Source organism: Nostoc sp. (genome assembly GCF_036916575.1).
Lineage (GTDB): Bacteria > Cyanobacteriota > Cyanobacteriia > Cyanobacteriales > Nostocaceae > Nostoc.
Window position 1 is genome coordinate 1 of record NZ_JBALGC010000116.1, and the last position, 26181, is coordinate 26181.

Genomic DNA, 26181 nt, shown 5'->3' on the forward strand with positions numbered 1-26181 from the left:
GTTTCGACAGGCTTTCTTGCCTCAAACATAGACTAAACAAAGCTTTGCGTCACTTCATTCATTTATTCTCTCACGAGAGTGATGGAAGAGCGATAACGGGTGACAAACGCTTAATTGCTTATATTACACCCCTCCCCAACCCTGACATAACTTCAAAATCATCTAATTTGCGGCAATTTCTAGCAAACCGTTTACCAGATTATATGATTCCCGCCCATTTTGTTTTCTTGGAAGTATTGCCGCGTACTCCCAATGGCAAAATTGATCGCAAGGGGTTACCGAAAGTAGAAGAACTACCTAGCCTAACTGTAACGGCTCCCCGCACACCTAGCGAAGAATTGTTAGTAGGCATTTGGCAGACAGTATTGAACTTAAAATCAGTAGGAGTTGAAGATAATTTCTTCGCTTTAGGTGGACACTCACTGCTGGTAATTCGGATGATTGCCCAAATTCAGCAGGTATTTGGAGTAAATATACCATTGCGGCAAGTGTTTGAAACACCAACTATAACTGAATTAGCGTCTGCGATCGCATCATCATCTAATCAATCATTCTCACAGTTGGTAATTTCACCCATCAATCGGGAGGGAAATTTACCCCTTTCTTTTGCTCAACAACGCCTCTGGCTTTTAGCACAATTAGAACCAGATAACCCATCCTACAACGTAGCTGCGGCATTGCATCTGAGTGGGAAGTTGAATGTTACTGTCCTCAGACAAAGCTTTACCGAAATCATCCGTCGTCATGAAGTATTGCGTACCAGCTTTCCTACAGTTGATGGTCATGGGGTAGCAGTTGTATCTTCTGATGTAACTCTATTTATTCCAATTATTGACCTGAGTTCACTTTCTGCATCGCAACAGCACCAAACCGTTGAACAGCTTGCTCATAGCGAAAGTCAGCAGCCGTTTTACTTGGAACAGAGTCCACTTTTGCGGGTAAAATTATTATATCTGCATCCAGATGAACACGTATTATTATTGACCATGCATCATATCATCACTGATGGTTGGTCAGTTGATGTTTTAGCGCAGGAAATCGCAACTTTATACCAAGCAATGGGATAATCAAGTTAAAATCAGAGGTTTTCGGATTGAGTTAGGCGAGATTGAAGCAGTACTCGCTCAACATCCAACTGTACAAGATTGTGTAGTAATTGCTGACGAGTTCAAATCGCAGCATAAACAGCTTGTAGCTTACTTCGTACAAGACACAAAATTGCAACCGATTTCTGCAACTGAACTGCGGCAATTTCTTCAACTACGGCTACCAGATTATTTGATTCCTAACTTTTTTATCTCACTAGAAACTTTACCGCTCACAGCTAATGGTAAGGCAGACCGACGAATCCTACCAGCACCAGAACTGCAAAACCAGCAGGATGTGGTTTTACCACGCACTGATATAGAGGCAATACTAGTGAATATCTGGTCATCACTTTTACATCTGCCTCAAGTCGGCATCCATAATAACTTTTTTGAACTGGGTGGAGACTCAATTCTGGCAATTCAAGTGATTAGTCGTGCCAATCAAGCAGGGCTGCAACTGACTCCTAAACAGCTTTTCCAATACCAAACCATCGCCGACTTAGCAGCAGTTGTTACCCCTGTCTTAGCAACCCACGCCCAGCAGGGTATAATCACAGGTTCTCTACCACTCACACCCATTCAACATTGGTTTTTTGAGCAAGAGTTAGTGAATCTGCATCACTTTAATCAAGCGGTGTTTTTGCAGGCGAAGCAGAAATTACAACCAGCAATTCTCATTTCAGCCTGGAAAAAACTATTACAACATCATGATGTACTGCGGAGTCAATTTACAAAACCCCATCCATCTTCCCCAAGGCATCAGCAAGGGAAGGTGCAATGGCAAGCTACAATTGTCGAGTTAGATGATGATATTCCCTACATTTTTAGCGATTTATCGGCTTTATCGGCGACGCAACAAGAAGCGGCGATGAGAGAACTTTCCAGCCAACTGCAAGAAAGTTTAAATATTACTCACGGTTCATTGCTGCGGGTAGCTAATTTCGATTTGGGTGAAGAATCTCGCCTATTAATTGTGATTCATCATTTGGTAATAGATGCAGTTTCCTGGCGTATTCTCTTGGAAGATTTGCAGAGAACTTATCAGCAACTCATTCAAGGACAAAGTATTGATTTTCCGCCAAAAACCACTGCTTTTACAGCTTGGGTAGAACAGTTACACAGCCATGCTGCATCAACAACTTTATCAGAAGAACTCGATTATTGGCTATCAAGCGATGCCTCCGGCGGGCTTAGCCTACGCCAAACAGTAAAACCCCTAGCAGTCGATTATGCCGATGGCAGTAACACAGTAGCCAATGCTGATGCCATTACCATCAGTCTCTCAGCACCAGAGACACAAGCATTACTTAAACAAGTCCCCTCAGCATACAACACCCAAATTAATGATGTGTTATTGACTGCCTGTACACAAGCAATCTCAACATGGACAAAAGAGGATTTAGTCTTGATTGATATGGAAAATTATGGTCGTGATTTTCCCGGAAAAGAGATAGATGTATCTCGTACCGTGGGCTGGTTTACAGTCATATATTCCCTATTGTTGTAAGTTGAAAGTAGCGACAATTGGGGCGAAAAGCTCAAAGCTATCAAAGAACAATTGCGGATGGTGCCAAATCGCGGGTTTAACTACGGACTACTCCGTTATCTTAGCAAAAATAAAGAAATCAGTGATCGCTTACAGACTCTCCCATCCGCCGAGATTAGCTTTAACTACCTGGGACAGTTGACAGGGGAAAGGGAACAGGAGGAAGAGAGTAAAGTTTCCCCTTCAACCTTTACCCTTTGTGATTCTTTCTCTAGTGGTACACCCCAAGATTTACAACAGCATCGCCACTATCTTATTGAAATCAATGGTTTTGTGCGCTCAGGGCAATTACAATTCGAGTGGATATACAGTTGCAAACAGTATAAACAAACAACCATTAAGCATCTCGCTACCAACTTCTGCACTTACTTGCAACAAATAATAACCCACTGTCAAACGCCCCAGAATACAGGCTATACGCCCTCCGATTTTGAATTAGCAAACCTAGACCAACACACATTAGACCAAGTGCTAGGGATGGTGAATTTTGAGCATTAACTATTCTAGAAATTCAATCTTGCTCTCTGCGCGACTGACACTTTCCTCAAGTCGGAAAACTCGCCTACGGAAGTGTCCTCCTCTGCGCCTGTGCGTGAAAATTTCATATTTATATTCCAGTTGGGTTAAAGCTAGCACTTTTTGTCAAAGTTATTTTTTTTACGAACCGCAGAGGCGCAGAGGACACAGAGAGAAGGAAAAATTGCTTACTGAACTGTATTGATTTATATTCAGCAATACCGAATTTTGAGACAGAGGATAAACAGTGAACACAACCCCCAACCGCCAAGCCATTGAAAATATTTATCCCTTGTCACCCATGCAGCAGGGTATGCTGTTTCATAGCCTTTATGCTCCCTCTTCTGGTGCTTATGTTATCCAAGTAAGCTATGAATTACACGGTAATTTAAATATTTTGGCTTTTGAGCAAGCTTGGCAACATTTAGTCAATCGCCACACTGTGCTAAGAACAGCATTTGTTTGGGATAAGTTAGAAAAACCATTGCAAGTAGTCGGCAAACAAGTAAAATGTCCTATCACCCATCTTGACTGGCAAAATTATTCTACCACCACCCAACAACAGGAACTTTCAATACTACTACAAAAAGAGCGACAACAGGGATTTAGCTTATCGCAAGCGCCCTTAATGCACATCACCCTGATCCAACTTGCACCGACAGTATATCAATTTGTCTGGAGTTATCACCATCTGTTATTGGATGGTTGGTCAATGCCGATTTTGCTCCAGGAATTTCTGATGATTTACGGTGTCTACAGCCGGGGACAAACCCCCACCTTATCTAACCCGCGTCCCTATCGAGACTACATCGCTTGGTTGCAGCAGCAAAATGTTTCCCAAGCCGAAACGTTTTGGAAGCAGCACTTACAGGGATTTACAACTCCCACCCGCTTGGGTATTGGACAACCTGGCGATGCTCAAGGTGATAATTTATCTACCCATTACACTGAGCAAAGCATTCACCTAACTTGTGAGCAAACGCAACAACTATACAATTTCGCCAAACAACAGCAAATTACTCTCAACACTCTTGTTCAAGCAGCTTTTGCTCTATTGTTAAGTCGTTACAGTGGGGAAATGGATATCCTGTTTGGTACTGTCTGTTCCGGTCGTCCAGGCACGCTAGCAGGTGTTGAATCGATGGTAGGACTGTTTATCAATACATTACCATTACGAGTGTTAGTCTCACCACAGCAAAAATTATATTCTTGGTTACAAAAAATTCAATTCCAGGAAGTAGAAATACGTGAATACGAATATAGTAACTTGACTGATATTCAACGTTGCAGCGAAGTGCCACGCTCTCTGCCATTGTTTGAAACCTTGGTAGTGTTTGAAAATTATCCTGTGGAACCTGCCCTCAAGCAATCCTTAGACACAGTGCAAATTCGTAACTTTCACGCCACAGAGCAAACAAATTATCCTTTAACACTATATGCAGTGGTAGATTCTCAGCTTAGTTTAAGATTATTATCCGATCGCGATCGCTACACCGAAGATAACATTACCCAATTATTGCAACAGTTAGAAACCCTATTATTAGGGATGCTGACTCAAGGTGATTGTGCTTTGGTAGAACTCCCATTACTTTACCCCGCACAACAGCAGCAAATACTAGTTGATTGGAATGTAACAGTTAAGGAAATCCCTGACCAATGTTTGCATGAATTATTCGCGCAACAAGTAAAGGAAACACCCGATGCAACAGCAGTTGTGTTTGAGGAACAACGTCTTAGCTACAGCGAATTAAATTCCAAAGCCAATCAAATCGCTCATTATCTACAAAAATTGGGAATTCAGCCAGAGGCACGGATAGGAGTTTATTTAGAGCGATCGCCACAATTACTTATAGCATTACTAGGTATCCTGAAAACCGGAGCCGCATATATTCCCCTCGATCCTAGCTATCCGGCTGAACGTCTGCGCTTTATGATTGAGGATGCTCAGATTGCCCTGCTGCTCACTGAATCTAGCCTTGGGGAAGTAGGGGGGCAGGGGACAGGGGAGCAGAGAGGCAGGGGAGCAGAGGGGCAGGGGGAAATAAAGATTACTTCCTCATCTGCCAACTATCAGGTAATCTGTCTTGATACAGACTGGGAAGCGATCACTCAATGCTGCACAAATAATCCTGAATGTCAAGTAAATCTGGCAAATTTAGCATATTTGATTTACACCTCTGGTTCTACCGGCACACCAAAAGGGGTGATGGTGGAAATGCGATCGCTTGTCAACGTTCTTACAGCCCTGAAGCAGCAGTTATCAATTACCGCTAGCGATCGTCTTTTGGCAAGCACAACAATCGCCTTCGACATAGCTGCCTTAGAACTGTTTTTACCCTTAATTGCAGGTGCTCAACTGATCCTGACTCGCCAAACCGCCCTAGTTGATCCTGGGCAATTAACAGCCGCGATCAAACAATATCAAATCACCGTCATGCAGGCTACCCCTGCAACTTGGCGCTTACTTTTAACTAGTGGTTGGCAAGGGAAACCAGACTTAAAAATTCTCTGTGGTGGAGAAGCTTTAGATAACTCCCTGGCGGCACAACTTTTATCATTGAGTCAAGAAGTTTGGAATCTCTACGGGCCAACAGAAACCACCATTTGGTCAACCGTGCAACAACTCAATAACGGGGAGTCTGTTAACATTGGTTATCCTATTGCCAACACTCAATTTTACGTTCTCGACAATTATTTACAACCAGTTCCCGTGGGTGTACCCGGAGAACTTTACATCGGTGGTGCGGGAGTAGCACGGGGTTATTGGCAACGGCCAGATTTAACCGCCCAAAGGTTTGTGCCGAATCCTTTTGTTGGGGACTGGGGAGCAGGGGAGCAGGGGGGCAGGGGAGTGGAGAGTAAATACTCATTCACGAGTATCAAAGACTCATTAACGGAGTTCAAAGACTCGTCGGCGAGTATCAAAGACTCGTCGGCGAGTATTAAAGACTCATTAACGGAGTTCAAAGACTCATTAACGGAGTTCAAAGACTCGTCGGCGAGTATCAAAGACTCATTAACGGAGTTCAAAGACTCGTCGGCGAGTATCAAAGACTCATTAACGGAGTTCAAAGACTCGTCAGCAAGTATTAAAGACTCATCCCCAATGCCCAATGCCCCATGCCCTATACAAAACAGGCGATCGCGTCCGTTATTTACCGTCTGGTAATTTAGAATATTTGGGTAGATTGGATAACCAAGTAAAAATTCGGGGCTTTCGGATTGAGTTAAGTGAGATTGAATTGGTACTCAATCAACATCCAGAAGTAGCCCAAACTGTGGTGACTGTGCGAGAAGATGAACCGGGAGAGCTTCGTTTAGTGGCGTATGTTGTCCACAATACACCCCTCTCTAATCCTTCCCCTGGCAAGGCGGATGGGGTTACTGATATCCGTTCCTTTTTGGCAGCAAAACTACCAACATATATGATACCTGCGGTATTTGTCGTCCTAAAGCAATTACCTCTTACACCCAATGGGAAGGTAAACCGCCAAGCACTACCTGCGCCGAATAACTTGCTCTCAGCACTGGCGACTTCTTTGATTTTACCGCAGACACAAATCGAGCAAAAAATCGCTGACATCTGGCAAGAATTACTTCATATTAATACCATCGGCATTCATGATAACTTCTTTGATTTAGGAGGACATTCTTTATTAATGGTAAGAATGCAAGGACAGTTGCGCGATCGCTTAAATCAAGATATTCCTCTAATAGAGTTATTCCGTTATGCCACAATTAATTCCTTAGCAACTTATTTAGCCCAAACCACCACCTCAACCTTACCTGATGGGGAAGTAGAATCTAGAATTGTCCAGCTGGAAACTGGTAAACAGCGACTTCTAAAACGCCGACAACAACTTCTAGAAAATCAGCAAACTAAACCAAATTAACCTTAGTAGTTGTACATCAATTCTTTATCCGCTGCGCTCTTTGCAGTTCACTCAAAATATTTATATATGACGAATAGTAACAATAAATATAACGGATTAGAAATAGCAATTATCGGCATGGCGGGACGATTTCCGGGAGCCAATAATTTACAGCAATTCTGGCAAAATATCCGGGATGGTGTAGAATCAGTTACTCTTTTGAGTGATGAACAATTACAACAGAGTGGTGTAGATCCTTCACTACTACAACATCCTGACTACGTGAAAGTAGCTGCAACTCTGGAAAATATTGAATACTTTGATGCCGAATTCTTTGGATTCAGTCCCAGAGAAGCAGAAATTCTTGACCCACAACAGCGACTCTTTTTAGAATGTGCTTGGTCAGCATTGGAAGATGCTGGATATAATGCCCATTATGCAGGAGCGATCGCTGTATATGCCGGTTCTGCAATGAACAGCTATCTACTAAATTTAATTTCTCACCCGACGATTCAAGCCAACGTTAATCGCTATCAATTGTTTTTATCCAATGATAAAGATTTTCTCACCACACGAGTTTCCTATAAACTCAATTTGCGCGGCCCAAGTGTGGATATTCAAACCGCTTGTTCTACATCCTTGGTAGCCGTACATTTGGCGTGTCAAAGCTTGTTGAGTGGAGAGTGTGATATGGCATTGGCGGGGGGTGTATCTTTGTCCAGTCCAACGGGTTATTTATACCAAGAAGGGGGAATTTACTCACAAGATGGGCATTGTCGAGCCTTTGACGCTGATGCTCAAGGAACGATCGCAGGTAGTGGTTTAGGTGTTGTTCTCAAACGCCTCGAAGATGCTCTCCGGGATGGTGATTACATCCATGCTGTAATTAAAGGATCGGCGCTCAACAATGATGGTGCTTTGAAAGTTAGTTACACAGCCCCCCGAATTGATACTCAAGCAGCCGTAATTCGGGCGGCTCAAGCGGTGGCGGAGGTAAACCCGGAAACCATTACTTATATTGAAACCCACGGTACCGGTACAGCATTGGGCGATCCAATTGAAATTATGGCTCTGACTCAAGCCTTTCGCGCTCAAACTGAAAAAACCGGATACTGTGCGATCACTTCTGTGAAAACTAACATTGGACACTTAGATGCCGCCGCCGGAATCGCCAGTTTAATTAAAACTGTGCTGGCGCTTAAACACAAACAACTTCCCCCCAGTTTGCACTTCCAGCAGCCTAATCCTCAAATTGATTTTCCTAAGACTCCCTTTTATGTCAACGTTAGTTTAACTAATTGGCAAACTGATCAGACTCCCCGCCGTGCGGGTGTGAGTTCCTTTGGAATTGGTGGGACAAATGCTCATGTAATTCTTGAAGAAGCACCTGCAATAACATCATCCAGTGCTTCCCGTCCTTGGCAGTTGTTAATTTTATCAGCGAAAACCCCTACTGCTTTGAGTGCGATCACAGATAATTTAGCTAGTCATTTACAACAGCATCCATTAAATCTGGCGGATGTAGCCTATACCCTGCAAGTAGGACGACAGGATTTTGACCATCGGCAAATGCTATTGTGTCAAACAACAGCACAAGCAATCCAGATTTTGGATGATAGAACCCAAAGATTGACTCAGGTTGCTTCTAAAGAAAGGCGTGAAATTGCCTTTTTATTTCCAGGACAGGGAAGCCAATATGTCAATATGGGGAAAGAATTATACGTCACAGAATTAGTATTTCAACAACATATTGATCGCTGCTGTGAACTAGTCCAGCCTCACTTAGACCTAGATTTGCGAAATCTACTTTATCCTTCCTCAGTCCTGAATTCCTCATCACTGAGCGTACCCCTACGGGGAAGCAAGCTACGCGTAGCGTCTCGTAGAGAAGCCGAAGTGCAATCCCCAGCTTTATCCCAAACCGCTTACACTCAACCAGCTTTATTTGTAATCGAATATGCCCTAGCACAACTATGGATATCCTGGGGAATTCAACCCCATGCCATGATTGGTAACAGCATTGGTGAGTATGTCGCAGCAACCTTAGCAGGTGTATTTTCGCTACCGGATGTCTTAAAGTTAGTAGCAATGCGTGGTAAGTTGATGCAGCAATGTCCGCCAGGGGCAATGCTATCAGTGGCAATCTCGGCACATACCTTACAACCTTTATTGTCAGGTAGTTTAGTCATTGCAGCAAATAATGCACCTCAGTTATCAGTGGTATCTGGTACTAAGGCAGAAATTACCAAATTAGAACAATATCTATATATCCAAAACATCACTTCTCGCCGCTTGCAGACATCCCATGCTTTCCACTCACCCTTAATGGATGAGATAATCGCACCATTTATTGATGCTTTTGTAGGGATGAATTTGCGATCGCCCTAAATCCCATTTATTTCTAACGTCACTGGCGACTGGATTACACCTGAGCAAGCAACCGACCCTCATTACTGGGGAACTCACTTACGGCAACCTGTACAATTTGCTAAGGGGGTAACAGAACTCCTTAAAGAACCCAACCGGATTTTACTGGAAGTTGGGCCAGGGAAAACACTTACTACTCTAGCCAAGCAACAAATCTCCACTCAAACTATACTATCTTCCCTCCGCCATCCTCATGAAACCCAATCAGATGTAGCATTTTTGCTCCAAACTTTGGGAAAATTATGGTTGGCGGGTATACCTATTAATTGGTTAAGCTTTTATACTTACGAACAGCGCCACCGATTGCCATTACCCACCTATCCCTTTGAGCGTCAACGCTACTGGATTGACCTCCAAGCAGTTCCACCAGCACAAGAGCATTCACCTGAAATTAATCCTACCTCTGACTGGTTCTATATGCCCTCTTGGGAACGAAGTCTATCGCGTCCGTCCGTAGATTTAACTGAACAACGGCAGTGCTGGCTAGTGCTGGCAGATAATTACGGCGTAGGCACAGAGATTATTCACACTCTGCAAACCGCTGGGCATGATGTGATTACTGTAACTCCTGGCGAAAAATACGAACAACCAGCATACCGCACCTTTACAGTCAATCCCAAAGAAAAACAGGACTTTGTTGCTTTACTCGAAGACTTGCAATTACGTGAACTGATTCCCGATCGCATTCTGCACTTATGGAATTTATTTAGTACTAACGAACATCACAACCAGAGTTATAACTTATTGTACTTAGCACAGGCGATTTATTCCCAGTCAGTTAATGCACCAATCCAAATTACTGTAGTCACAAATAACGGGCAAATAATACTGGGGAACGAAGAAATTAACCCTTTCAAAGCAATGGTTTTGGGTATGAGTAAAGTTATTTCTCAAGAAATTTCCCAAGTGAGTTGTCGTTGTATTGACATCGTAGTATCCAAGGAAACTGATACACGCCAGCGATTGGTGCAGCAATTAATTAGAGAATGTTTTAGCTCTGCAACTGAGGCTGTTGTTGCCTATCGGGGTAGTCATCGCTGGCAACAAATTTTTAAACTCGTGCCAATTGATACACTTCTCCCCAACCCTCCCCAAGGCATCGGGAGAGTGCTTGATAGTGCGGGTGGGGTTTTGTCTACTATACCTCTGCGACAAGATGGAAACTACCTGATTGTGGGAGATTTAACAACGGGTCTGGGAACAGTTTACGCTGATTTCTTGACACAAATGCCAGTGCGGTTAATCTTGCTTAGTGATGTCATTGCCAAAGCCGTAAAACAAACTTTAGATAATGCAAGTGTCGATTACATTTCGGCGAATATAGATATTACTGACTACCAGCAGTTAGAGCAAGCGATCGCCCATGCAGAACAAAAATTTGGACAACTACACGGTGTCTTCTATTCCACGCCGATGAGCAATGAGCATTCAATGGCATTGCTGCCTCAATTGACACCACATCACTGGGACTACAATTACCGCACCAAAGTAGAGGGATTATTTGCCTTAGCTAAAGTTATCAGCGACAAACCCTTAGATTTTTGTGTATTACAATCATCCCTTTCCAGTGTTTTGGGCGGTTTGGGATTGGCAGCTTATGCTGCCGCTAATGCAGTGATAGATATGTTTGCTATGCAACAAAATCAAACCAGTACATTCCCCTGGATTAGCATCAACTGGGATGCTTGCCGAGATGATGCATTTGAGATAAACAGTGGTTTTGGAGCAAATTTAGCCGCACTAGCACTTACCCCTCAAGAGGTTTGGGATGCTACCTGCCGAGTTGTCAACTTAGGCTTACCGGAGTCTGTCGTAGTTTCCAAAAGCAGCCTCCACAAGCGTTTAGAGCAATGGGTAACATCAAAAACTCCAAATGCAACCAAAACAGAATCATCTACTGATACTGCCCATACACGCCCTAAATTAGCTAACGAATATATTCCGCCCAACAGCGAAATCGAAGAAGCGATCGCTCAAATTTGGCAAGAACTGCTAGGAATTACACCCATTGGCATTCATGATAACTTCTTTGATTTAGGTGGACATTCTCTGCTGGCAATTCAAGCCATCTCTCGTTTGCGCGATCGCTTTGGCATAGAACTCTCGATGCGGAGTTTACTGGAGGAAGCACCAACTGTTGCTAGCATTGCAGTAGTTATTGCATCTCAAAAACCAAAATCTCAGGATTTAGCAGAAATAACCACATTATTGAGTGATATTCATAACTTATCACCGGAGGAGGTAGCACAACAACTTCAAGAGTAGGTAATGGAGAGCAGAATAAAATTTTTCACATTTTCGGTATATTTTTCCTGTATAAAGATTATGAAAATGAGCGATCGCTAACCGAAAATATTTATGCTTAAGAGGGTGATAAAATAAATATCAATAAAATTGCCATAATCTAACTTCAGGGAGAATAATGTTGTGGCAACAAATCCAACAGAGACAATGGGCAAAGTCACAACTAAAATTACAGTAGCCAACCGTATTGACCAAATTTTAGCCGAACGAGGATTTATTTCCTCAGATGAAATTCGTTTAGTTACATTGAATGATGTTTTAGTCGATCCTGGTGCAACTCGATTGTGCTTGCCAGAAAATATTATCAGTGAATTAGGACTAGTACTTCAAGGTGAGGTTGATGTCAAAATTGCTGTAGGGATACAAAAAGTTCGTATATTTAGAGAGTTAAACCTATTAATTCAAGGTCGAGAAGGAACATTTAATTGTATTGAACTACCAGCAGGTTCAGACCCATTGTTAGGACTAATTCCTCTAGAAGATTTAGGATTAGAATCAGATTTAAAAAATCAAAGTCTCCGAGTTTTACCATTAGAAGGAAAAGATACTTATCTGACGGTACTTTGAAGTCCCCTTATAACGCACTACGCGAAGATTTTGGTGCCGTACTCTCGCCGATAACACAACGCCAGTCTCACCAGGTGGAGAAACCCGCAAAACAATGCTGGCTCCCCTACATATACCTAGATTTTTTCAAAAATCAAATCGGATTGCTATATGCAAGAGAGATGTTATATCAAGTCCGATTAATTACTTGTAAGAGACTTCCAAATAAAAAAATACTCAAAAAAACTGGCGAAAAAACTCTCTCCTCCTTAGGGAACTCCAAAAAATAAATTATCCAATTTGTCTACTCAACTAGACTTCCTTCTTCCTTGTCCCCTTGTCCCCCTTGTCCCTCTGCGATTGAATATTTTTTTACTTGGAAATCCCTTATTCCTCTGTGTTCTCTGTGTCTCTGTGGTTCGTTTATTTGGATAATTTATTTCTTAGAAGTTCCTAAATAAAAAAAGTTTTATCACCCAATCGTACAAAATTACTTCTGAATTCTGAACACCAGTTGCTTGATTTGGGGAAACCCCACGACGCTACTCGTTCCTTTTGAGTTCTGAATTCTTGTTCATAAATTCAAAATCTAATATCTAAAATGGCTGACTTACTACAACTCCTAGCTCAATTATCTCCAGAACAACGCCTACTTTTTGAACGCCGCCTCAAAGAGCGAGGCTTGACATTAGGACAATCTCTCACGATTTCCAAACGCCCAAATACAGAAGATATTCCTCTATCCTTTGCTCAACAACGCCTCTGGTTCATTCAGCAACTCGAACCTACGAGTTCTGTTTACAACGTCCCTTGTGTTCTGTGGCTGCGGGGAGTCTTGCAAGTGTCAGCATTAAAAAAATCCCTGAATGAATTACGGCGACGACACGAAACTTTACGCACTTGTTTCACCACCAACGCGCAAAAGCAGCCCGTCCAAATCATTACACCTTGGGAACCTCTGACGCTTCCTATTATTGATCTCAGCGAAATTAACACTCCATTGGAAGTGGAAAGGTTAGCTTTAGCACAGGCAAAACGCCCCTTTGATTTGAGTCAACCCTTATGGCGATCGCTCCTATTATATTTAGGAGAACACGAGTATATTTTACTGCTGACAACTCATCATATTATTTCTGATCGCTGGTCGATTGGCATTTTCCTGAAAGAATTATCGTTACTATATTCAGCATTTGTGCAGGGAGAAACTTTATCATTACCAGAGTTGCCTATTCAGTATGCTGATTGGGCTGTGTGGCAAAGACAACAGTTAGGGGGTGAGTTTCTCACAGAGCAAATTAATTATTGGCAACAGCAATTGGGCGGTGAGTTACCTATTTTACAGTTGTCAAGTCGTCCACAGCCAGCCGTACCTACATATAGCGGTTCACATTATCCTGTAGCTTTATCGCCATCTCTATCTCAAGCAGTCAAAGCTTTAGCAGCCAAGCAAGGGGTAACACTATTTATGCTGTTGTTAACTAGCTTTTAGGTATTGCTGTATCGATACACAGGAGAGGATGATTTAATTATTGGTACTGATATTATCAACCGCGATCGCCAAGAAACTGAAAATTTGATCGGTTTACTGGTTAATACGCTGGTGTTGCGTACCAATTTGGCAGGAAATCCCACGGTGCAGGAAGTATTGATGCGAGTGCGTGAGGTGGTGCTTGCTGCTTTTGCCCATCAATATTTACCCTTTGAAAAATTGGTGAAAGTGATAAATCCTGAACGGAATTTCAGTCAGATGATGCCGTTATTCCAAGTTAAGTTTGATTTACAATTGGCATCGGTGTGATCGCCACAATTGCCAGGATTAACTCTGGAACGGTTGCCTTTTAATGAAGACACAGCAAAATACGAATTACGTCTGAATTTGCAGGACAGCGAGCAGGGAATTACTGGACAATTTGAATACAGTACAGATTTGTTTGATGCTGCTACGATTGCCAGAATGTGCGAACATTGGATTACTTTGCTAGAGAGGATAGTTGTAAATACTGAACAAAGGCCGTCAGAAATACCTTTGTTAACGGAGAACGAACAGCAGCAATTTAAAATTTGGAACCAAATTACACAAGAATATCCTAGACATCAGTGCCTTCATTAGCTATTTGAGGCGCAAGTGGAACGGACACCGAATGAGATAGCGCTAATTTTTGGTAAGCAATCTTTTACTTATAGAGAACTTAATAGTAAAGCTAATCAACTAGCACATCATTTGCAACATTTGGGTGTGGAAGTAGAAACACCTGTGGGAATTTGTCTAGAACGTTCTGTTGAGATGGTGGTTGGGATTTTGGGAATTCTCAAAGCGGGTGGGGTGTATGTACCGCTAGATCCAGCTTATCCTGAAACTCGGTTGAGGTGGATTCTGGAAGATGCGCGAGTTCCGATTCTGTTGAGTCAGACATCATCAACTCCCTTTGCTTACCAAGTAAATAGCAATACAAAAATCGTTAATCTTGACGAAGATTGGCAAGCTATAGCTGAAAATTCTGTTAGTAATCCCATTACGGCTATTACATCAGAAAATCTGGCGTATTTGATTTATACTTCTGGCTCTACAGGAAAGCCGAAGGGGGTGATGATTGAACATCGCAATCCAGTTTGTTTATTGTATTGGGCGTTGGAGGTATTTAGTGCAGATGCGATCGCTGGTGTATTAGCCTCAACTTCAATTTGCTTCGATTTATCAATATTCGAGTTATTTGTACCTCTGAGTTGGGGCGGGAAAGTTATTCTTGCCGAAAATGCCTTGGCACTGCCGAATTTGCCAGCTAAAAATCAAGTGACGCTGATTAATACTGTACCCAGTGCGATTACTCAACTACTGCAACTCAATGCTATTCCTAACTCTGTGCAAACTGTGAATTTGGCAGGTGAACCCTTGAGTTGGCGAGTGGTGCAACAACTTGAAGAACTATAGCAACCGCCAAGGTGGTTAGGACAAAGAATATAATCTATAAATGAAGTAATACTAGATACTGCTTAAGTCTTCAGCACAAGAACAGATTTTGAAAAATTTGTCGAGGCTAATGGGGATAAAACTCAAGTAGATATGGCCAAATTATGGTCGGTAGAAATTAGCGATACCTTTTCTACGGAACACATCACGACTTTCAATGAAGGGAAATTTTTGTGAATTAAGCATCGTTTATCTGTCTGTCTTCTTCTAGCAGTGCGCCTAGTTTATTAGCAGCTTCATGGGAATTATAGGGAGACCATACATGATAAGTGACTCCTGGCTGTAACGACAATGTTTCTTCTTCAGTCGCTAGTTCTTGAACTAAAAACTGCATGACCTTGAGTTTATCTGCACGAGATAGCTTGTGCAAGGTTGGGAATAAATCTGCTGCGCTCATATTAAATTGAAGTTAAAAAAGATTTTACTATGCAAAACCTATCCCTCTCCGCATCAGAGAAGGACAGACTTTAATAAAAGTTCAAGGCAGGGACAGGTTTGATAACTAAATTACTTGATTTGCCGATGAGCATTTTGTCCATCACAACAAACTAAGGTTAGGTGTAGCTGTGGTTTTAGTCTGGTAAGCGTTTTTGATACCAACCCAGTTACTAGCAATTGGCATTCGCCAACCAGTTCCAAAAGCGCGATCGGTGATTTTTAAACCGGGAGGTGCTTGTCGCCGTTTAAATTCAGCCCGCGCCACCATTTGGATTACTCGGTCTACAATCACCGGATCGTGACCTGCTGTAACAATTTGCGCTGCTGATTGGTGATTGTGAATCAGGCGTTGCAAAATATCGTCCAAAATTTCGTAAGGCGGTAGAGAGTCTTGATCAACTTGACCTGGTTTGAGTTCGGCGCTGGGTGGTTTAGTCAAGACGTTTTGCGGGATGATTTCACGTAGGCGTAGCCCGTCGTGGACATCGCGATTTAACCAATTGCAAAGTGAATATACACGGGTTTTAGGAACATCTGCAATTACTGCTAACCCGCCATTCATATCGCCGTAGAGAGTACAGTAACCAACTGCCATTTCTGACTTGTTACCAGTAGATAAAAGAAGATAGCCAAATTTATTAGCGATCGCCATTAATAAATTACCGCGAATCCGAGATTGGATATTCTCTTCAGCCAGTCCAAACTCCGTACCTGCAAACAAATCATCTAAAGTATGATCGAAGCCTTGCATTAACTCGCCAATTGGTAAAAGATGAGTCTTAATCCCCAAATTTTCCGCTAATGCCACAGCATCACTGATGGAATGCTCGGAACTATAAGGGGAAGGCATGAGAACACCGAGGACATTTTCTTTACCAAGTGCAGCAGTGGCGATCGCAGCTACTATTGCAGAATCAATTCCGCCGCTTAAACCCAACACTACTTTAGAAAAGCGACACTTGCGGGCATAATCTCGAACTCCCAAAACCAAAGCGTACCAAATTTCTTCATCTTCCGATTCATATGCAGGTGCTACAGAACCCAATTGCAAATCCCGTTGCGCCTCGTCAAATTCGACTACTACTAAATCGGTGTCAAAACCACGGGCACGACACATAATTTTACCTTGACGATTCAAGGCAAAACTACGCCCATCAAAAATTAGGTCATCATTTCCGCCAACCTGATTAGCATAAATAATCGGTTGTTGAAAACGTACTGCACTATGCTTGAGAATGGTTTCACGAAACTGCTGCTTGCTGACAGTGTAAGGAGAAGCAGACAAATTTACAATCAAATCTACACCCAGAATTGCTAAGTCAGCAATCGGATTCACTGGATAACTACGTTTGCCCCAAAATTCCTCATCGTTCCATAAATCTTCGCAAATAGTTACGCCAATATGAATATTATCAAGAGTGAAATAATTAGCTTGTAATCCTGGTTCAAAATAGCGACGTTCGTCAAATACATCGTAAGTCGGCAAAAGTCGCTTGTGAAAAAGCTGTTTTACCTTGCCATTCTCTACCAAAGCCATGCTGTTAAATAAAGTTTTACCGCCAGTAATAGACGCTTTCAGGTTCCGTTCAACAGTTCCTACCAATACAGCTAAATTTGGTGGTAAATCCCGCGCCAAATTTTGTAAAGTGATGCCCATCGCTTCCACAAAACTAGGATTTAGTAATAAATCTCTTGGTGGATAGCCACACAAAGAAAGTTCTGGTGTCAACAACAAACGCGCACCGCTAGATGCTGCTCGTTGTGCCGCCTCCAGGATTTTTTGGGCATTCAAAAGCAAATCACCAATTGTCGGATTAATTTGAGCGATCGCAATCTTCATTGTATTAGTCATTAGTCATTGGTCATTGGTCATTGGTCAAGAGTCAAAATAAGTTACTCAGGATTTTCGACTCTGCAAAGTGATTAGCTAAATAAACACTAAAGGTTTATCTTTTAAGGGAGCAAAAGCTTCAGCGTCAAACTTATACAAACTAGCCGGACGACCAGCACCCCGTGATACTTTAATTCCGGTATCAAATAAAAAACCTAACTTGAGTAGACGCGCCCGAAAATTAGAATAATCGGAAAAGTTGTCACCTAAAACTGTGGCGTATAACTGATATAAATCATTCAAGGTGAACATTTCTGGCAAGACTTCAAAAGCCACCGGGCTATACTCTAATTTATTTCGCAATCGCCTGTGCCCATAGGTCAGAATTTCATTATGATCAAAAGCTAATTGCGGCACTTCTTTGACTGGATACCAAGCGATACCAGTCATGCGATCGGCAATTAATTCGGCTTCCTCAAATCGCACTAGGGCAAAGTAACTAACTGATAGATAACGCACACCATAACTATCAGTTGCTTCTCGTGGATCGCGATTCGGTCCTCCAAATGTATAGAGTTGTTCTAAGTAGAGATTGTTGACCTTAATTTTCTCTGCCATAATGCGATAGGCGGCATCTTCTAAAGACTCTCCTCGACGCACTAAAGTACCGGGAAGACTCCAGTGATTTAAAAATGGTTCTTGCTGTCGCATTACTAATAGAACTAACAGCCGATTTTGTACAGTATCTACAGAAAAAATTACATTATCAACACCAACCTTGAAATCGGCCAAAGGTTGTTGGTTTAACGGAGTTGGTATCTTTTTTTGTGAACGTCCTGGCATTCGTACAAATGCTCTCGATTAATATAGGCAACTACAGGGGCTGTAAGGGCTTGGGGATTTCCATGTTCGCGGTACGCTGTTGAGGAAACATCTAGACCGGTCAGACTAGCGATCGCAATCTTCCCTGCCAGCTTTTGCACTACCTCTGAACTAGACTCATCTATGGCATATCCCGGTCGCGGCACGATTAGTAGTTGCACTTCCTGTAACAAATCTTCAACGCGATACCAACGTGGTAGCTGAGTGAGTAAATCTGAACCAATTACCAACGTCAATTTAGCGTCTTCACCCCAAGTAAGCTTCGCTTTTTCTACTGTTTCCAGTGTTCTGAAGCTACTCAATTCTTGTTCCAAAGCAATATTGTGCCGTGGCGCGTCTATATCCGCAATCAACAGTTGCAGCATTGCCGCCCGATGCTCTAAGGGTGTTTGATGGGACTTAAATGGATTATCCGCTGCCCAAACCGCTACCCAATCATAACGCTCAGACAACCAACTCAGAATTTCTTGATGTCCAGCAGTTGGTGGATCGGCACTAGTACCAAACAAAGCAATTCTCATCATCTTACTTTGCGTCCTTCTCTACTAGACGCTGCGCGTAGCTTGCTTCTCCGTAGGAGTATGCGGTTCGTTTCTTAGTTTCCTCAGTCAACTCTTGCAGTGCAGCAGAAATCTCCACCTGCACGGAGACAGGATGATCCAAACACCGTGTCTGTTGTGGCAAACTAGCAACTGAGGCGGCGGTACGCTGACGAATTGTTGCCAACGACTCCAGTGGTTGCACCCGTTCACCCTCCTGTACTACCAACTGCAACAAAGGTTCTTCATCCACAGAACTTTCACCTAAGAGTCCCAACCTGTCTGCTTTTACCTTACCTCCCGTAAACGAGCGAAAAATCTGCTTGCGCCCTGGATAAGTAACCTTACCACTCGACTGCTTCATCACTGGGATGCCATCAATGTCTACAAGTTTATAAACTCCATTTACAGGGGAACCTGTAACTAATCGCGTTCCCAGTCCGTAACCATCAATCTCGGCCCCAGCAGCTTTTAATCTGGCAATTTCCCACTCATCCAAGTCGCCACTGGCAAAAATTGGCACACCGGGAAGGAGCGATCGCACCTGTTTTGATAAGGTAACTAAATCTCCTGAGTCCAATCTCACTCCTGTTAATTGCATTTCCCCAGAATTTACTTTTTGGGCCAAGCGCTGGGCAGCAACAACTGTATCGTAGGTATCAATCAGCAATGGCGCACCCGGAAAATATCGATGAAATGCACTAAAAGCTTGTTCTTCAGTGCCTTCTATTGCTGACAACGCCATCACCAAGGCGTGTGCCATCGTACCACTTGGCTTTTGTCCCAGTTGTAGCGCTGCTAACACATTGGAAGTGGAATCTAATCCACCTGCCAATGCCGCCCGCGCCGCCCACAAAGCAGCCTGGGGACTAAATGCTCGTCTTGTCGCAAATTCTAAAAGTGTTGCTGACTCCCCTGCTACATCCCGCAACCGTGCTGCTTTTGTGGCAATCAAAGTCTGGTAATTAATAGTATTCAAGAGGTAAGTTTCCACTAGTTGCGCTTGCCAAAGGGGTGCTTCCACCCGCAATAGTGGTTGATTGGCAAACACAGCCGTCCCTTCTGGTACTGCCCAAACATCACCCGTAAACTTTCCCTCAGCTAAAAGTGACCAAAAACGATCACCTGCTTGAGCAAAAATTTCCGTTGCCTGTAATGCCGCAATTTGCGAGGGACTAAAGCGGATTTTAGCCAAATATTCCAATGCCTGCGTCAGCCCCATTGCAATTAAATAACCAAAACCCTCTGGCAATCGCCTGACAGACAACTCAAAGCTTGCCCGTCGTTGTTCTATACCTTCGCCTGTGTAACAAGCTGCCATCGTCAACTGATAAAGGTCGGTCAGCAAGCTGTAGTCATCCCCAGAGAGGTTTAGTTCCTGGTTCTGCTGGCTTTGCTGTTTATGTACGTAGCCCAAATCTGGCAAAGTTGTCATGCAAGACCTTCCTTACAAGAATGCTTCTTCTATTATGGTAAATATTACCATAAATAATGTCAACTCCCGGCAAGTGTATTTTATAGATTGCTGTATAACAGTAGATTCAAAGGTAAATTAATACTAACTTCATTAAATACTTAATATTTTTTAATAGTAATAGATAGCAATAATGTTAATCTGGCAAGGCGGTTAATGAAAGGAAACAATATCTTGTAACAGAAAGTTTATTTGCCAACCTGTTTCCCAGACTGAAGTTGGAGAAATAGCTAAGTTACAATTACAATCAAAGATAAAAGTTTGATTTTTTGACAAGCTAAAGTATTGCGAAGTTATCTGAATAAACATTGCATATATTTTCAATATATTGAGAATAGAAGCTAGTCAAGAATATCAGCATTAGAGTATAGGTATCACAATTAAAGCGACTTAAAAAAAGGAGTCGAATATTATGGCTATTTCCAAAATCATTGCGAACATAACCCAATATATTTCTGAAGCTGCAATGCGGATTTTTGGACCTACGGATGATGCTTATCCTACTATTGGCGTACAACCTTTTACAGGTGAGCCTTACGATAAGCGGACAGATGATACTTAATAAATTATTGAATACAGGAATCAGCTTGAATAATGATAAGCATACTAAGATAAAATCTTTGTCTAACAAGACTTTTATCTTAAAAATTTTTCATTAATCAAACTGGAGTTCTATCGTTGCAATTGATATAAACCAATACAGTTTAGTTAAGGATGGTCAGTGAAAGTTTGATGTGCGTAGAGACATTGCATTGCAACGTCTCTACAGAGGTTATGTTTAACGTAGGTTGTCATGGAGAGCTACCCCTAGTGGCAAGCTAGAAATGTGCATTACTAATCCCGAAGCTAAAGATTCAATCTGATTACTCTGAACGATAGGCAACGCGGAGACTTTGGACTAAAATCACCAAAGATGCGATCGCCATCAACCCCCCCCAAAACCAGTAAGGTAAAAGCAAATACCGCTGTATTTGCGCTGTATCAGAGAGTCCAAGGGGACCAGCAGACCTACTAAATAGATAATCAAGTTGATGGTACGTACTTACACAAGCTTGTACACCTAGAAATTGAATGGCAAATCCTTGTGCCCAGCGAGGCGCCCTCAGGGCGATACCCAAGATTATTAAACCCAGCAAGGGAATTGCCACCAATCCAAACCAAGAACGTACCCAAATTAATGTGGAAAATAACAAAAAACTCCCTAAAATTTTTAAACAGAGGGTTGCTGCTTTAAAACTCCGGGAAGCCAGAATCAAAACTGCACCGGCAACAGGCGGCCCCATTGGCCCTGCTGCTGCGACCATTGCCGGGGCAATTGGCCCCAATGACAACTGAATATCATAAGTTGCGACACCAGAACCATTGCTAAAAATCTGCAATTTCTGAAACTGTCCCCCAAATAGGAGTGCCATTAAGCCGTGACCCATTTCATGAAACCAGGTTGCCAAAATTGTAAATGGGTATAAGATATAATCCCCTCCTGGTACTTGCCACAGTAAAGCAGTTGTGATCGCTGCTGCAACTAGCCACGTTAGCCCCATGCGTTCAACAACTGGCGGGGCTTCTTTGGTGAGCAAAGGTTCAAAATTTTTGCTTGGTTTCCTCATAGGTTGCTCTATTTTGGATTTTAGATTTTCTGGAAAATTTCAAATCTAAAATTGACAGTGTATTTTCTCTATCCTAGTGTATTTAAACTGATGAGCATTTAAATTACATATAGTCAATAGCTAAAATACTTGCTGCGCTTGCATTTATTTATTTTTTAATCTTTAATTGCTGATTGAGGTAATGGAGTTGCTGAACAATGCAACAAGAAAGCACCTCGAAGCGACGGCTGTAAACTATGGCGCTATCAAGAACAATATAGTTATCCGTCGCTTGTCTGATGCAGTTTATTTGTTTATCCTCCAAAAGGGATGCCGGAGGATGGGCAGAAAATGCCTAAACCAATGTCACAATTGATGGAGAATCAGTTAAGCAAGTTGAAAGAGGAATGTCATTAAGTCTCCTTTACCCAAGCTGATGCGATCGCCTGGTCGCAAGCGGTGACGATTCCCTGGTAAAAGCGGCAAATTATTAATATAAGTGCCATTAGAACTTCCCACATCTTCTACATAATGCGCGTCTCCCTCAACGCGAATATCTGCATGAATCCGCGAGACAATTTCTGAATTGGGAAATCCTGAAACATCTATATCTGGGGGAATCCGATCATTGGGCTTGCCAATATGAATCACAGAGAGATTTTGCGGCAATTCAATTAAGCGATCGCTTTGAATGTGGATTAACCGCGCTGTAACCTGTTGTAATTGCGTTCTGGCAACAGTTGCAGTTGATGCTGGTGCTGCTGGTGGTACTTCGGCTTCAGAGGCTGGCGCTGGTTCCACAGGTGGTGGAGTAGGAATACTTTGTCCAGAGACTACAGGTTGGGCTGCTCCCGTTGGCGGTGGTTCTGGGGGGCTGCTTTCTGTAACAGGTACTTGTGGCAAAGCTGCTAGGGGAGCTGCCACTGTTGTTGGTGGTAAAGATGAGCTGGAGGGATGGGAGTTAGTAGAACCGCTTATTCCCAAAGCATCTGGTTGTAAAAGTTCTAACAGTGGATCGGGTGGAACTAATGGCGGAACTTCCACAGGAATATCGGGAGTAACTGTTGCAGCTACCGCAGTATGAACGTGTGGAACTCCTGCGGAGTGAAGGTTATAGCCACACTGACCGCAGAATGCAGCATCTGCCTGCACAGTTGCCCCACAACTGGGACAGTTAGTAGTCGCGGGTAACGGTGTATAGCAAGCTTCACACTGGACAGCGCCATCAGGGTTGGGATGATTGCAATTAGGGCAGACGATCATCGATATTTAGCCTTTGTTCAAGATCATCATAAATATAGGTAGGACTGGCAAGCAGAGGGCGGCCCTAGCTTTAGATTCTAGCAATTACTGCTGATAGAACGGTTAGAATAATTCGTAATTGATAATTCGTAATTGCTTTACACATAAATACGCTTGCTTAGAGCAAGGAATGTGTTTTTTTCTTTTCCATAACCAAGGTTAGTTGCTTTAAAACCTTGATGAGTTAATTACGAATTACGAACTACGAATTACTAATTACTAATTACCTGTTCAATGTTGGAGTTCCAAACCTGCTGCCGCATCCAGCAGCCACCAAAGTTCTCCTTGGGGCTGAATTAAGCGGGATGGGTAAGTGAAGTCATCGGCTACAGGTGCAAAGACTTGCGCCAAAGCTGGTCGTTTATTAGCACCAGCAACCAGAAAAATCACGCTGCGAGCAGAGTTAATCAAGGGGTATGTGAAACTTATCCTGAGATTTCCGTTTTTGTTACCCACAGTAAGCAGGCGATCGCGTACTTTGAGAGCCTCTGTGTGGGGAAACAAAGATGCGGTATGTGCATCATCACCCATTCCTAGTAATATTACATCCAACGAGGGAAACTCGACCCCAGAAGAATTGAAAAATTCTTTGAGTTCTTGTTCATACTTAGCAGCAGCCAGTTCTGGATTGGCTTCTAAAGTTGGTACAGGATGAATGTTAGCCGCTGGGATATCAACACGATCTAGCCATGCACGACGCGTCATCAGTTCGTTGCTATCGGGGTGATCAGGTGGTACGTAACGCTCATCCCCCCAGAATATATGAATTTTATCCCAAGGCAGTTTTTGATTAGCGATCGCTTCGTATAACGGTTTAGGTGTACTACCGCCAGATAAGGCGATCGTAAACCGCCCCCGCTGCTCAATGGCAGTTTTTAACTTAGACAGAATTAATTCTAGCGCTCGTGCAACCAGCGCTGGCTGATCCGGTAGAACTTCAACGGTTTTGTTCATGGCTTCATTATCATATTGCTGCCTTCCAGCAATACAATACCGAACTTATTACGATCCCCCTTTTTAACTTTTGAAACATTTAACATCGTGGATTAGGTAGGCTGGAAAAACGTAGACGCACCTCATCACCTTCAACGGTAAATTGTCAGTAGTCGATTGTACTAACTACTGTGATGATTATTTTTATTTACACCCAGTTACTTGATACTTCGTTGATTAACGCCACAGAGGATACATTTATTAATTCTTATTAAAAATTAATAAAACTAATTAATAACTTCATTTTGCACTGGGTAATGACTAAGAAATAAGGGAGCAGGGGAAGAATAACAATGCCTAATGCCCTATCCCTCCTTTCCTCTTGTTGACATCTTACCAATCACCCACAAATCGGGCTTCCCAGTCAGTGATCGCTTCACGTTGGGCAATTAACAATTGCTGAATTCCTTTTTGGGCGACATCTAGCAGCTGATTCAACTGAGTGCGGCTAAAGCTGCCTTGTTCGGCTGTTCCCTGGACTTCAATGATTCCCAGATGTTGATTCATCACCACGTTAAAATCTACTGTTGCAGCCACATCTTCGATATAATTAAGATCCAAAAATGGCTCTCCCTCTAGTAATCCTACGGAAACCGCTGCTACCTGTCCACACAGAGGCGATCGCTCCAACACGCCCTCCTGCAACAATTTAGAAATCGCATGAGCCAACGCCACAAATGAGCCTGTAATGGCTATTGTCCGAGTTCCAGCGTCTGCTTGTAACACATCAGCATCCACAGTCAGCGTGCGTTCTCCCAGTGCCTCGAAATCCACTGCTGCACGTAAGCTGCGTCCAATTAGACGTTGAATTTCTTGCGTCCGTCCAGATAATTTGAATAATTCCCTTTCTTGGCGTTTTTGGGTAGCAGATGGTAGCATCCGGTACTCAGCAGTTAACCAGCCTTTACCAGTTCCTTCGAGAAACTTCGGAACTCCTTTAGTAACGCTAACAGTACAAAGTACTTGAGTATCACCGCATCTTGCGAGAACAGAACCGGGGGCAAACCTGGTGAAACTAGGGTAAAAGCTGATCGGACGTAGTTCGTAAGGAATCCGACCGTCTGGACGCTGCCAAGCCATTGGAGTTGCCTCAAGATTTTTATATGGAATACTGCCTTAAGGTTACCTTAGTGTTGCAAATCATTTGAGTGCTGAACAAGGAGTGCGAAGTTAGGAGTTAGAAGCAAAGCCAAAGACGCTCCGCCTCCGGTTAGGAGTTAGGAATTCTTCCCCTGCTCCTTTTCTAAGGAGCTGAAAGCAAAGTCAAAATATTTTGCTGCACTATCTCTGGTGACTGGTCGCCGTTAATGGTCAACAAGCAGCGACGACGGTCGTAATATTCTAGGATGGGAATAGTGCGATCGCAGAATAATTCTACACGGCGCTGCACGATTTCTGGTTGATCATCTGGTAGCGATCGCCCCAAGGATCGGCTAACCATGACAGCTTCTGAGACTTGGAGATAAATTGCCCAATCTAGCTTTTGCCCTAAATTATCCAATAAAAAATCTAATTTTTGAGCTTGGAAGGCATTACGGGGATAGCCCTCTAAGACCCAATCGCACTTAATATCTGGTTGTCTGAGACGAATTCGGATCAATTCAATGATCATTTCGTCTGAAACTAACTTCCCTTTTTTCACGTATGGCTGTGCATGGTAACCTAGTTCACTCAGGCTAGCGTAAACCGAAAGAGAAATCCGGGGATCGGCTTGCGACCATTGGAACTCCGGCAGGAGCTGATCGCCAGATATCGCTTCTTGTAAAATCTCTCCTGTAGAAATTAAAGGAATATCAAAATATCTGCAAAGCCTTTGTGCTTGAGTGCTTTTCCCCGATCCTGATCCTCCCAGAATCACCAATCTCACAA

At 42.9% G+C, this 26181-nt stretch carries 15 protein-coding genes and 4 pseudogenes; 9 read left to right on the forward strand and 10 right to left on the reverse strand.

Annotation, left to right across the window (positions count from 1 at the left end; translation table 11 throughout):
* From V7L29_RS26140 to V7L29_RS26180, 8 genes and pseudogenes are all read left to right on the forward strand, one after another.
* The coding region (locus tag V7L29_RS26140) for a condensation domain-containing protein (protein ID WP_334737266.1) at window positions 1-1067 on the forward strand (1067 nt) is incomplete at its 5' end.
* 40 nt (window positions 1068-1107) lie between these two features.
* Window positions 1108-3132: pseudogene (locus V7L29_RS26145) on the forward strand (condensation domain-containing protein).
* Window positions 3133-3397: 265 nt separating this feature from the next.
* On the forward strand, window positions 3398-6319 hold the full coding sequence (locus V7L29_RS26150) for a non-ribosomal peptide synthetase (RefSeq protein WP_334737267.1): 2922 nt from the start codon (window positions 3398-3400) through the stop codon (window positions 6317-6319).
* Window positions 6276-7043 (forward strand): annotated as a pseudogene (locus V7L29_RS26155) (phosphopantetheine-binding protein); the annotation flags it as partial. The gene V7L29_RS26150 and the pseudogene V7L29_RS26155, both read left to right, overlap by 44 nt.
* Before the next feature lie 66 nt (window positions 7044-7109).
* Window positions 7110-11714: pseudogene (locus V7L29_RS35655) on the forward strand (SDR family NAD(P)-dependent oxidoreductase).
* 186 nt (window positions 11715-11900) lie between these two features.
* Window positions 11901-12320, forward strand: coding sequence for an aspartyl protease (locus V7L29_RS26170; RefSeq protein ID WP_442944267.1), 420 nt, complete (start codon window positions 11901-11903; stop codon window positions 12318-12320).
* A gap of 580 nt (window positions 12321-12900) precedes the next feature.
* A pseudogene (locus tag V7L29_RS26175) lies at window positions 12901-14409 on the forward strand (condensation domain-containing protein).
* A gap of 15 nt (window positions 14410-14424) precedes the next feature.
* Window positions 14425-15228, forward strand: coding sequence for an AMP-binding protein (locus tag V7L29_RS26180; protein WP_334737272.1), 804 nt, complete (start codon window positions 14425-14427; stop codon window positions 15226-15228).
* 217 nt (window positions 15229-15445) lie between these two features.
* On the opposite strand, the gene V7L29_RS26185 is transcribed toward V7L29_RS26180, so the two are convergent.
* From V7L29_RS26185 to V7L29_RS26205, 5 genes are all read right to left on the reverse strand, one after another.
* Window positions 15446-15664: a hypothetical protein gene (locus tag V7L29_RS26185; RefSeq protein ID WP_334737273.1), complete on the reverse strand. Its 219-nt coding sequence runs from the start codon at window positions 15662-15664 to the stop codon at window positions 15446-15448.
* A 141-nt stretch (window positions 15665-15805) separates the two neighbouring features.
* Window positions 15806-17545, reverse strand: a complete 1740-nt coding sequence (locus V7L29_RS26190) for an NAD+ synthase (RefSeq protein ID WP_334737301.1) — start codon at window positions 17543-17545, stop codon at window positions 15806-15808.
* A gap of 87 nt (window positions 17546-17632) precedes the next feature.
* Window positions 17633-18379 (reverse strand): NUDIX hydrolase, encoded by a 747-nt coding sequence (locus V7L29_RS26195; RefSeq protein ID WP_334688985.1) that lies wholly within the window; start codon window positions 18377-18379, stop codon window positions 17633-17635.
* Complete coding sequence (locus V7L29_RS26200) at window positions 18340-18939, reverse strand: nicotinate-nucleotide adenylyltransferase (protein ID WP_334688989.1); 600 nt, start codon at window positions 18937-18939, stop codon at window positions 18340-18342. The genes V7L29_RS26195 and V7L29_RS26200 overlap by 40 nt, the downstream gene beginning before the upstream one ends.
* A 4-nt stretch (window positions 18940-18943) precedes the next feature.
* On the reverse strand, window positions 18944-20392 hold the full coding sequence (locus tag V7L29_RS26205) for a nicotinate phosphoribosyltransferase (RefSeq protein WP_334688986.1): 1449 nt from the start codon (window positions 20390-20392) through the stop codon (window positions 18944-18946).
* 451 nt (window positions 20393-20843) lie between these two features.
* Between V7L29_RS26205 and V7L29_RS26210 the strand changes: the two genes are divergently transcribed.
* A complete protein-coding gene (locus V7L29_RS26210) occupies window positions 20844-20993 on the forward strand; it encodes a nicotinate phosphoribosyltransferase (protein ID WP_298919063.1) in 150 nt (49 codons plus the stop codon).
* Between the two features lie 301 nt (window positions 20994-21294).
* Here V7L29_RS26210 and V7L29_RS26215 read toward each other — a convergent pair whose 3' ends face one another.
* The 5 genes from V7L29_RS26215 to V7L29_RS26235 form a co-directional block, all read right to left on the reverse strand.
* A complete protein-coding gene (locus V7L29_RS26215; protein WP_334737274.1) occupies window positions 21295-22038 on the reverse strand; it encodes a M50 family metallopeptidase in 744 nt (247 codons plus the stop codon).
* Window positions 22039-22404: 366 nt separating this feature from the next.
* The gene (locus V7L29_RS26220) at window positions 22405-23280 is read right to left on the reverse strand and encodes an FHA domain-containing protein (RefSeq protein ID WP_334737275.1); all 876 of its coding nucleotides are present in this window, start codon (window positions 23278-23280) and stop codon (window positions 22405-22407) included.
* 270 nt (window positions 23281-23550) lie between these two features.
* Window positions 23551-24273, reverse strand: a complete 723-nt coding sequence (gene pgl, locus V7L29_RS26225) for a 6-phosphogluconolactonase (RefSeq protein WP_334737276.1) — start codon at window positions 24271-24273, stop codon at window positions 23551-23553.
* Between the two features lie 372 nt (window positions 24274-24645).
* A complete protein-coding gene (gene rph, locus V7L29_RS26230) occupies window positions 24646-25392 on the reverse strand; it encodes a ribonuclease PH (protein WP_334690823.1) in 747 nt (248 codons plus the stop codon).
* 163 nt (window positions 25393-25555) lie between these two features.
* Window positions 25556-26179: an adenylate kinase family protein gene (locus V7L29_RS26235; RefSeq protein ID WP_334737277.1), complete on the reverse strand. Its 624-nt coding sequence runs from the start codon at window positions 26177-26179 to the stop codon at window positions 25556-25558.
* Window positions 26180-26181 lie beyond the last annotated feature (2 nt).

Excerpts from the sequence above, each read along its gene's own strand:
- V7L29_RS26190 (WP_334737301.1), bottom strand. The coding sequence starts at position 17,545 with ATGAAGATTGCGATCGCTCAAATTAATCCGACAATTGGTGATTTGCTT.
- V7L29_RS26215 (WP_334737274.1), bottom strand. The coding sequence starts at position 22,038 with ATGAGGAAACCAAGCAAAAATTTTGAACCTTTGCTCACCAAAGAAGCC.
- pgl (WP_334737276.1), bottom strand. The coding sequence starts at position 24,273 with ATGAACAAAACCGTTGAAGTTCTACCGGATCAGCCAGCGCTGGTTGCA.
- V7L29_RS26185 (WP_334737273.1), bottom strand. The coding sequence starts at position 15,664 with ATGAGCGCAGCAGATTTATTCCCAACCTTGCACAAGCTATCTCGTGCA.
- V7L29_RS26205 (WP_334688986.1), bottom strand. The coding sequence starts at position 20,392 with ATGACAACTTTGCCAGATTTGGGCTACGTACATAAACAGCAAAGCCAG.
- V7L29_RS26220 (WP_334737275.1), bottom strand. The coding sequence starts at position 23,280 with ATGATCGTCTGCCCTAATTGCAATCATCCCAACCCTGATGGCGCTGTC.
- V7L29_RS26195 (WP_334688985.1), bottom strand. The coding sequence starts at position 18,379 with ATGCCAGGACGTTCACAAAAAAAGATACCAACTCCGTTAAACCAACAA.
- rph (WP_334690823.1), bottom strand. The coding sequence starts at position 25,392 with ATGGCTTGGCAGCGTCCAGACGGTCGGATTCCTTACGAACTACGTCCG.
- V7L29_RS26200 (WP_334688989.1), bottom strand. The coding sequence starts at position 18,939 with ATGAGAATTGCTTTGTTTGGTACTAGTGCCGATCCACCAACTGCTGGA.
- V7L29_RS26210 (WP_298919063.1), top strand. The coding sequence starts at position 20,844 with ATGGCTATTTCCAAAATCATTGCGAACATAACCCAATATATTTCTGAA.
- V7L29_RS26170 (WP_442944267.1), top strand. The coding sequence starts at position 11,901 with ATGGGCAAAGTCACAACTAAAATTACAGTAGCCAACCGTATTGACCAA.